Source organism: Rhodococcus shunpengi (assembly GCF_048381395.1).
In the GTDB taxonomy this organism is placed as follows: Bacteria; Actinomycetota; Actinomycetes; order Mycobacteriales; family Mycobacteriaceae; genus Rhodococcus.
In genome coordinates this window covers 15,619-25,077 of the sequence record NZ_JBLWIU010000008.1, presented here as the reverse complement: position 1 = coordinate 25,077, position 9,459 = coordinate 15,619, and the positions used below count along the sequence as shown (strand labels likewise).

At 70.7% G+C, this 9,459-nt stretch carries 5 protein-coding genes; 2 read left to right on the top strand and 3 right to left on the bottom strand.

The genetic code is table 11. The annotated features are described in order from the left end of the window. Positions 1–52: 52 nt before the first annotated feature. Genes ACNJ7K_RS01070 through ACNJ7K_RS01060 form a run of 3 tightly spaced genes read right to left on the bottom strand, consistent with a single transcriptional unit; the run spans position 53 to position 6,977 of the window. Positions 53–4,279: a TIGR02680 family protein gene (locus ACNJ7K_RS01070; protein WP_487041031.1), complete on the bottom strand. Its 4,227-nt coding sequence runs from the start codon at positions 4,277–4,279 to the stop codon at positions 53–55. Further along, on the bottom strand, positions 4,276–5,421 hold the full coding sequence (locus tag ACNJ7K_RS01065) for a TIGR02678 family protein (protein WP_487041030.1): 1,146 nt from the start codon (positions 5,419–5,421) through the stop codon (positions 4,276–4,278). The genes ACNJ7K_RS01070 and ACNJ7K_RS01065 overlap by 4 nt, the downstream gene beginning before the upstream one ends. Next, the gene (locus ACNJ7K_RS01060; RefSeq protein ID WP_487041029.1) at positions 5,418–6,977 is read right to left on the bottom strand and encodes a DUF2397 domain-containing protein; all 1,560 of its coding nucleotides are present in this window, start codon (positions 6,975–6,977) and stop codon (positions 5,418–5,420) included. The genes ACNJ7K_RS01065 and ACNJ7K_RS01060 overlap by 4 nt, the downstream gene beginning before the upstream one ends. Before the next feature lie 175 nt (positions 6,978–7,152). Between ACNJ7K_RS01060 and ACNJ7K_RS01055 the strand changes: the two genes are divergently transcribed. Both ACNJ7K_RS01055 and ACNJ7K_RS01050 read left to right on the top strand, forming a co-directional pair. Then, the gene (locus ACNJ7K_RS01055; protein ID WP_120282064.1) at positions 7,153–7,641 is read left to right on the top strand and encodes a MarR family winged helix-turn-helix transcriptional regulator; all 489 of its coding nucleotides are present in this window, start codon (positions 7,153–7,155) and stop codon (positions 7,639–7,641) included. Then, positions 7,634–9,424 (top strand): AMP-dependent synthetase/ligase, encoded by a 1,791-nt coding sequence (locus ACNJ7K_RS01050; RefSeq protein ID WP_487041028.1) that lies wholly within the window; start codon positions 7,634–7,636, stop codon positions 9,422–9,424. The genes ACNJ7K_RS01055 and ACNJ7K_RS01050 overlap by 8 nt, the downstream gene beginning before the upstream one ends. Positions 9,425–9,459: the final 35 nt, after the last annotated feature.

The following is a 9,459-nucleotide window of genomic DNA, read 5'->3' as shown; positions in this document are numbered from 1 at the left end:
CTGTCGCGCCCGCCACAGTCATCTCCGAAACCCGGTCATGTCTCCGGCTCGGTCACGTCGACAGCTCGGTGAGTGGTCGGAGTCGCCGCACGCGGCCGTCCCAGTGCACGCGGGTCGTCACGGCCGCACCGTCGGCGAGTCGCCGGACCTCGTAGACGTCGAGTTCGGGCACCTCGGGCACACAACCCCACAGTGCGTGCCCGGTCATGACGAAGTCGATGTCCTGCCGCACGAGCAGGCCCATGAGTTCACCGATCGTCGGGTCGTCGATCTTGGCGAATGCGTCGTCGAGCAGTACGAGCCGCAGTGCGGTGCCGGTGTCGGGCAGGCCGGAGAGATAACCGTCCGCCGCCGCGAACAGTGCCACGTACGACACGAACCGGGTCTCACCCTGGGATATCTTGGCGCGCGCGGAGATCCGCCTCTCCCGGTCCGGTTCGGGGCCGAGGATGGTCACCTCGACCTCGTGCCAGCGCCGGTAGTCCAGTGCCTGCGACAGGTGCTGCGCGTAGCCGGCGGACGGATCGGCGGTGTGAGCGGATTCCACCCGGCGCCGCAGCATCCCGACCAGGTCGGACGCATCCTCGGGTGACCGTTCGGTGGCGGTGAGCAGCTGCGTCAGCCGCGCCGCGTCGGTGTCCTCGCCACCGGGGCGCCACTCGATCCTCACGCCGATCCCGTGCGTCGTGCGGCTGTCGGCGAGACTGTCGTTCATCGCGGCGATCACCTGTCGTGCCCGCTCGATCCGCCGGCGCAGTTCGTCGGCCACACCGCCGAGCACGAATCCCGTGAATACGTCGTGCTCGCGTTGCGACAGTGCCCGCCGGCCGTCCTCGACCTGCCGGGTCAGGGTGGCCGAGACACCCGTGGGCGTGGTGTCGTCGCCCGCCCCGGCGATCCGGACGCGATGAGCGCCGTGCGTCACCGTGTGCTCGACGTCGAACCGGGCCGTGAGGTCGCGGTCGAACTGTTGCAGCGCGACGAGCATCGCGTTGTCGTCGACTCCCGTGCGCGGCGGCAACGCGGCCAGCAGGGTGCGGGCCACCGAGAGCACGTGATCCGGATCCTCGAGGTGAACGGGAGGCAGAACCGTCCGGGCAGAGGCGGAGTCCGACTCCGGATTCTCCTCGAGTGCGGCGCGCAGTTCGGGCAGCTGCAGGTGAGCGGCGAGCAGTTCGGCGGCCGCGGCGAGTTCGCGACGGTCGCGGTCGAGCCGTTCGCGTGCGGCAGCACATCGCTGCAGCACCTCGGCGACGGCACGGCCCAGGTGGTCGCGATGGGCGACCGTGCGCCGGAACTGTTCGTCGGCGCGTGCCCGTTCGGTCTCCGAATCGCGCAGTTCCCGCGCCAGGTCGGCGGAGTCGACGTCGACGGCCGCCGTTTGCGCCGCGACCACGGCGGCCTTCGCGTGCCATTCGTAGCGGCACGATTCGGCGATCTCCTCCGCGTCGACCCGTTCGACAGTGGCCTGCGCATACCGCTCGGTGGCATCCGTGAACCTGGCGTGGGCGGCGAGGACGTCACCGAGATCGCGTGCCAGCTCGGTGCACAGCGTGTCGGCGGACGCACATCCGGCGACCAGCGCCTCCAGTTCTGGAACGTCGCAGGGCACGCCGAAGTGCTCGCACGCCGTGCGGTGGGCGTCGAGCTCGGCGGTCCAGCGAGCACGCAGCGTCGTCGCCCGCTCGCGCAGTTCCACCGCGGTGTTCGCCGCGGACCGCACATGCGCGTACGCGTGCCGACGTCGTTCGAGCGCGGCGCGCAGGGCGTGCGAGGTCGGCGCGGTCGACAGGTGCGCGTCGATCTCCGCCCGCCGGTGCGCCGCGTCGGGATAGTCGACGCGCAGCTGTTCCACCGCCAGGTCGATCCGGGTGAGTTCGGCGCGGATCTCGTCGAGACGCACCCGCCGTGCCGCGGTCGCGGCCTCCCGGGCAGGCCTGCCGATGCAGTGCGGGGTCTCGGCGGTGTGGCGCCCACGCAGAACGCCGTTGTGCCAGCGGCCGTCCCGCGAGACCGAAGCCACGGCGGTGGCGTCCTCGAATCCGATCGTGTTGAGGACCGCCTCGATCGCCGGGCGCGGCACGTCGGCCTCGGGGTCCGGGCGCAGGACCGTCGACAGGGACTGCGCCGGTGGTTCGCCGCGCGGCGAGACGAGGACCTGGCCGCCCAGCGCACGCAAGCGACCCTCGCCGTCGACCGTGGCGGTGAGGAAACCCGCGGAGAGCAACGCAGCCTCGATCCCGGCACGGTCGTCGTCCCCGAGCGTGTCGACGAACTCGACCGCCCGCCACAGGGGGACACCGTCGGTGCGCACGTGCCAGGGTGCCTGTTCGGGTCCCTCACCGATCGCGTCGAGTGCCGCCTGTTCCCGGACGAGATCCTCGCGCGCGGTCCGCGCCTCACGTTCCCGGCGCTCGCGCTCGGCCGGCGCGCCGGCGAGGTCGCTCAGAGCGGACCGAGCGGCAGCGGCGGGCAGCGAATCCAACTCGGCGAGCGTCGAATCGAGGTCGACGCCCTCGGAGTCCGTCTCGGTGGGGTCGGCGGGGGAGGAGTCGATCAGTGCGTCGAGTCGCGTGGACAGTCCGCGCATCAGGACGACCCGATCCCGCTCGAGTTCCGGCAGCAGAGCCGTCGTGCGGTCGGCGGTGATCCACTCGCGCCACCGGTGCTGCAGACCCGCGGCGGCCGCACCGACACCGGCATCCGTCTCGGCGGCATCGACGGCACGCTGCTCGGCATCGCGGGCCGCGCGGTCGGCCGCCGCCTCGGCTTCCCGGACCGCGTGCGCGGCAGCGTCGAGACGACGCGCCTCGAGCAGTCTCCGGCCCGCCTGATCTCGACGGCGACGGATCGCCTCCGCGGCACGCAGGACCGCATCACGGACCTCGTCGACGTGTCCGGCGTCGAGGAGGACCGTCGCGACGACCGGCCGCACCACCTGCTCGGTGGTGTCGTCGATGCCGGTGCGCACGGATTCGAGCACAGCGGGTGGACGGTCGACGGAGAAGTGCAGCGTGGTCGGCACGGTGTCGTGCGGAAGACCCACCGACAGCAGGTCGCGGCCTGCCGTCGCAAGCTGTCGCGCGGCACGCGTGACCGAACAGGACAGTTCGTCGAGGGCGCGGGCCGCATGGTCGGCGTCGCGCCGTTCGTGCAGGCGGTTGCGATCGGCGGCAGCGGCCGCGTGCTCAGCGGCGCGGCGGAGCGCATCGACGGAGAGCCGGCGCTGCGCGAGATCGTCCGCGGACCGGAACATCTGGTGGGTCTCGAGTCCGCGGATCGCGCGGTCGAGTTCGGCGACCTGGTCGCGGCGCTCCTTCAGGCGGGTGTCCGCCGCGGCGGCCTGCGTGTCGAGGTCGGCCGCCTCGGCTTCCGCGGAGGTGAGTGCGCGTCGCGTCTCGATGACCCGCTGCGCGAGGTCGCGGGCGGTCTCGGCGTCGGCGCGCAGCAGATCCGCCGCGTACTTCCGGTACACCTCGTGGAAACGCAGAACATGTGCGTGCGCCGCTTCGAGACGGACCTGCTCCTGGCGGGTGTCACCGAGCAGGTCGAGACGGCCTCCCGCTTCGGCGAGCATGTTCTCGGTCAGCGGTGGAAGCGCGTCCGACAGGATCTGTGGGAGGCGGCCCTCGTCGATGCGGTGGCCGACATCGGGTGAGCGCAGGGTGTGCAGCAGTTGCAGCAGGCCGTCGTAGCGTTCGCGTCCGGTCTCCCCGTGCAGCCCGAACACCAGCCTCCGCACGGCCTCGCGATGCCGCTCCGGATCACGGGTGAGGGTGTCGGTACCGACGAGCTCGGCGAGTCGCTCCCGCGAGAGCGGGATACGGGCGTCGTCGACGAGGTGCAGGTCGGTGCCGACACGGAGGGGTGTCGTGAAGAAGTGCACGTCGCTGCGACGGGCGTCGGCGCGGTGCCGGATCTGTGCTCCGACGGTGAGATGTCCGCCGGGGCGCGCCAGTTCGAGCCACAGATATCCGACACGGTCGGTGGTGTCCGATGCCCCGGTGCGCATGAGTTCGTCCAGATCGACCTTCGCGGCGCCCGTCGCGTCCATGCGCCTGCGGTCGGCGTCGAGCAGGAAGGGCAGCAACATCTCGAGGGCGCGGGATTTCCCCGATCCGTTGGTGCCGCGCAGGATCATCCGCCCACCGGACAGGACGAACTCGACGTCCAGGTAGTGCCAGACGTTCACGATGCCGGCGCGGTGGAGACGCCAGCGATCCGGGAAACGGGGTGGAGGAATCTCGTCGAGGGCGGAGGGATCGGACGAGTGGGTCATCGACACTTGCTTTCGGCGGGGACGGGGCGGTAGCGGGCGGCGGGTGCGGTCAGTTCGAGTCCGTTCTCGTGCGGGCGCGCCAGCCCGAGCCGGACGAGCAGTGCAACCACGTCCCGGCGCAGGAGGGCGAGATCGCGGACGTAGATGCTCTTCCAGGTGCGGGAACGTGCGGCGGCGAGGTCGGCGAGAACCGAGTCGAGCGTGTGGACGTCGACGTGCAGCGTGGTCGCCGCCGAGGCACCGAACCGCTCGGTGAGTTCGGTCAGGAGCAGCAGGCAGGCGTGTTTCAGGGTGCCGGACCCCGGGAACGCCTCGTCGGTGAGCATGCCGGCCGGGTCGTACGCGAGCGCACCCTCGGCACGCACCTCGAGTACGAGACCGAAGTCGTCCTCCAGCATCCGGGCGAGCTCGTGCCGGTCGCGGGCGAGGATTGCCGCCGCCTCGTCGTCCAGTTCGTCACGCGCGACGAACGGATCCTCGACGAGCCTGCGGTACAGGCGGCGGGCGGCGGGTTCGTGCTCGTGACGTGCGAGTGCCGCTGCGGGACCGGGCATCCCGTGCAGGGGAGTGTCGAGCAGGTGGGGGGGCAGGTCGCGGTGGACGTCGAGATGCGGCCCGTCGCCGGTCGCCTCGTCGCCACTCGCCTCGTCCCCGCGAGCGGACTCGGTGATCACGCCCCATTCCTCGAGGACGCGCAGGGCCGCGGCGAAGTTCCGCTCCTCGGACACCGGGTCGCCGAACACGATCCCGGTCTCGCACGCGTCGGCGCGTACCTGCTCGAGCAGGTCGTCGACGGACACCCTCTCGCCGGTCCCGGGTTCGATCAGTGCCGCGCACACCAGCGCGAGACACGCATAGGTGATCGCGCCGAACTCGGAACCGTCGGCGTGGCGGAGAGCGCGGTGCGGTGACGTGGGACCGAGCGGTGCCTTGATCAGGCGGGCGAAGGTCGGTTCGACGACGAGCCGGTATCCGAGGCGGTCGGCGAACATCGACTTCAGGGCCGGGGCGTGACACCGAACGAGACCGAAGGTCTCCCGATCGGTCGCGGCGGTGACGATCGGCTGTTGCAGCAGCGCCCGTGCGGCGTCCCGGCGACCGGAGACGTCCCCGGACACCGCGCTCGCGTACGAGGTGCTCACGGCGCTACCGCACTGTGGTCCAGCGATATCGTGACCGACATGCGCAGCGAGAAGCCGTGCACGGTGAGATCGCCGTCGGGGGAGTGCACCACGGTGTCGGCGCCGGGCTCCGCCGTCAGCGACAACCCGAGATCGGGATCGTCCACATGCATCGGACCGTCGGTGGTGCGGTGGCCCGCGAGCGCAGCGGCGAGGACGTCGAGCAGTATGTCGCGCGCCTCCGCCGACAGGTCCGCTCCGTGAAGGTCGCCCGCCGCACCCAGTTCGGCGACGGCGTCGGAGCGGCGGCGCGACTCGCGCCGGGCGAGTTCGTCGGCCCGGACCCGGCCGGGCAGCGAATCGGGGAGTCGGCCGACGGCCCCGCGGGACGTGTGGTCGCCACGTTCGCGCAACGACACGGGCACGACGACGGGATCGGCCCGCCACCACGACGTGCCCGCACCCACTCGCGGGTCGGTCTCGTCGGGGCCGAGCAGCAGGTGCCGGCTCGGGAAGGCACCGAAGGTCGCGGCGAACAACCGGTGGGCCTGTTCGTCGGACGATTCGGTGAACCACCGGGCCAGGCGCAGGAGATCTGCGCGGTGCGAGAAGCCCGACGTGCTCGTCGTGATCCGCCGAGTGCGCACGAGCAGCCGGTTCAGTGCCGCCGCCGCTGCCTCGCGCATGCGGCGCGGGCCGGCGTCCTCGGCGTACCACTGCGCCAGTTCGTCCCAGTCGGTGCGACGGCGACCGGGCGACCGGCCAGGCACTGTGTTCGTAGGCACGGTGTTCGGCAGGCCGGACTCGCGCAACGCAGCGATCAGGGAGTCCAGACGCGGCCTGATCCGGTCGAGCCTGCCGGCGACGAGAGGGGCGAGACGCTCGACGTCCGAACCGATGACGTCGACGTAGTCGAGGAGCAGGTTCTTGGTCTCGGCGTAGTCGTCGACCACCCCGGCGCGTTCGCGCTCGGAGGAGTGTCCGAGACGGCCGGAGTGCTCGAGACGGCTCAGGATCTCGGCGAGGTGCGCATAGAAATCGGCGACGCTGTCGGTGAACGACCGGTGGTGCGAGAACAGGGCGGTGACGTGGGCGGCCAGTTCGTCCCGGTCGAGCACGCTCCCGTCGTCCACCAGCAGCTCCTCGATGCGGGCGAGCCCGTCCGCGACACACCGGAGCGACTCGCGTGCCACGCCGCGCACGTCGTCGGAGTTGGAGAGGAGCCTGCCGGTCTCGCGGTGCACCCGCAGCCCGGCGGGTGTCGGCCGGTACCGGGCGAGGCTCTCGGTCGAGGCGGTCTCGGGGGCGCTCCGCCGGTGGGAACCGCCGCCGGTGCCACCGCCGCCGGTTCCGCCGCTCGTGAGCGCGAGATTACCCCACCGGACCAGGCTGCGGCACCGGGCGGCGACGACCGTGATGTCGAGCGCCACGCCGCGCCGCGCACACGAGACCGCGATATCGTCGGTGGACAGATCGGCGAGCAGGAGGTCGGTGAAGCAGTCCATCACCGCGAGGTACTCGTCCGCTTCGTCGGCGACGAGATGACGGAACAGGTCGCGACCGATGTGTTCGCCCATCCGACCTCTTCTCCCGAGTGCTGACGCCGTACGGACAGACAGGCTAGCCCGGTGAACGCCGAGCGGGGTGGGCGAGTTCACCGGGTGCGCGCACGGGCTGTGAAGAGACAGACCGGGAATCGGCAGGACACCGCGCGGATTCGTGCCGTGCCTCACTCGCGTTTATAGTTGCCCTGTGCAACACAATCGGCAGGCCCGGCGGCCGTCCGCGGACGGCGTTGCCCGCGTATACGAGGAGTTCGTGCTTCTCGTGCGCTTCCTGACGTCCGGAGCACGAGCGCAGGACAACGGACTCTCGCTGGTCCAGCATTCGCTTCTCGGCTTCATCTCCCGAAATCCGGGCTGCCGCGCCACCGACATATCCGAGGTCTTCGGTGTCCACCGCTCGACCGTGTCGCGCCAACTGCGTCACGCCGTCGATGCGGGCTGGGTCGAGGCGGGGACCGGTCCGGCACGTGCCGGACATCCTCTCCGGCTCACCGACCACGGAGCGACAGTTCTCGAAGGTGCGGTCGTGCGTCGTCTCGACGACGTCCGCGCCGGCCTCGAGGGCTGGGACGAGGACGAACTCGAACGCTTCGTGGATCTCCTGCGCCGCTTCCGTGCAGGAATCGATTCCGACGACCGGACTCCCGACCAGAACGATGGAGATTGCAGTGCGTGAGTACTCGACCCCGGCCCCGTTCACCATCGGTGACGACGAATCGGTCGTCCACACGGTGTTCACCCATGCGGAGAAGACTCCGCACCGCGTGATGTACTCCCGGCCGCAGGGTGACGACTGGGTCGCGGTCACCGCGCAGCAGTTCGCCGACCAGGTGAAGGCCGTCGCCAAGGGCCTGATCGCCAACGGTGTGCAGCCCGGTGATCGTGTCGCGCTGCTCTCGGCCACCCGCTACGAGTGGTCGCTGTTCGACTACGCGATCTGGACGGCCGGCGCGGTGTCGGTACCGATCTACGACTCCTCGTCCACCGAGCAGATCCGCTGGATCCTCCAGGACTCCGAGGCCGTCCTCGCCGTCGTCGAGACCGCGCGGCACGAGAAGCTCTTCGTCGACATGCCCGACACTCTCCGTCGCATCCTGCAGATCGAGGACGGCGCGGTGAACACGCTCGCGGCCGACGGCGCCGACGTCGACGACGCCGAGATCACCACGCGCCTGGCCGGAATCCGTTCCAGCGGCCTGGCCTCCCTCGTCTACACCTCGGGAACCACCGGGCGACCCAAGGGCTGCATGCTCACCCACCGCAACTTCCTCGCCGAGGCCCGGTCGATCCTCACCTCGGACGTCGGTATCGTCGCCAAGCCCGGCAACCGCGGACTGACCTTCCTGCCCCTCGCGCACGTGCTGGCGCGCGCGGTGTCGCTCGCGCTCTTCGAATCCGGCACGGCGCAGGCCCACTGGGCGGACTTCTCGACCGTCTCCGCGCAGTTCGCCCGGTACTCGCCGAACATCATCCTCGGTGTGCCGCGCGTCTTCGAGAAGGTGCGCGACGCGGCAGCGGGCAAGGCGGCGGCCGGCGGACCGGTCAAGGCGGCGATCTTCGATTTCGCGGAGCGCACCGCCATCGCCTACAGCGAGTCGCTCGACCAGGGCGGCCCCACCCTGACGCTGAAGGCCAAGCGCGCCGTCGCCGACAAGCTGGTCTACTCCAAGCTGCGCGAGGCCATGGGCAACGAGTGCTGGTACGCGATCTCCGGCGGCGGTGCCCTGAGCCCCCGCCTCGGTCACTTCTTCCGCGGCGTCGGCGTACCGATCTACGAGGGCTACGGCCTCACCGAGACCACGGCCGCACACAGCGTGAACACGCCCGGCGCGCAGAAGATCGGCACCGTCGGACGTCCCATGGGCGGGAACTCGGCGCGCATCGCGGACGACGGCGAGATCGAGCTGCGCGGCATGGTCGTCTTCGACGGCTACTGGCGCAACGACGAGGCCACCGAGGGAGCGTTCCACGACGGCTGGTTCCGCACCGGCGACCTCGGCTCGCTCGACGAGGACGGCTACCTGTCCATCACCGGGCGCAAGAAGGACCTCATCATCACCGCCGGCGGCAAGAACGTCTCGCCCGGGCCGATCGAGGACCGCATGCGGTCGCACACCCTCGTCTCCCAGGCCGTCGTCGTCGGCGACGGACGCAGCTTCGTCACAGCCCTGGTGACCGTCGATTCGGACGTCTTCGAGAACTGGAAGACCGAGAACGGAAAGCCCGCCGGCGCGACGATCGCGGACCTGCGCCACGATCCCGCGCTACGCGACGCGGTGCAGACCATCGTCGACGACGCCAACACCCTCGTCTCGCACACCGAGGCGATCAAGAAGTTCGTCATCCTCGACCGCGATCTCACCGAGGAGTCCGGTGAGCTCACCCCGACGCTGAAGATCAAGCGCAACGTCGTCACCGAGCGTTTCGCCCACGAGATCGACGCCCTGTACGCGAAGTGATGCCCTAGGGGTGCGTACTCGAGCCGCGGCCGCCG

What these genes read in the sequence shown, in the direction of transcription:
- ACNJ7K_RS01070 (WP_487041031.1), bottom strand. Translation starts at nt 4,279, where the DNA reads ATGACCCACTCGTCCGATCCCTCCGCCCTCGACGAGATTCCTCCACCC.
- ACNJ7K_RS01060 (WP_487041029.1), bottom strand. Translation starts at nt 6,977, where the DNA reads ATGGGCGAACACATCGGTCGCGACCTGTTCCGTCATCTCGTCGCCGAC.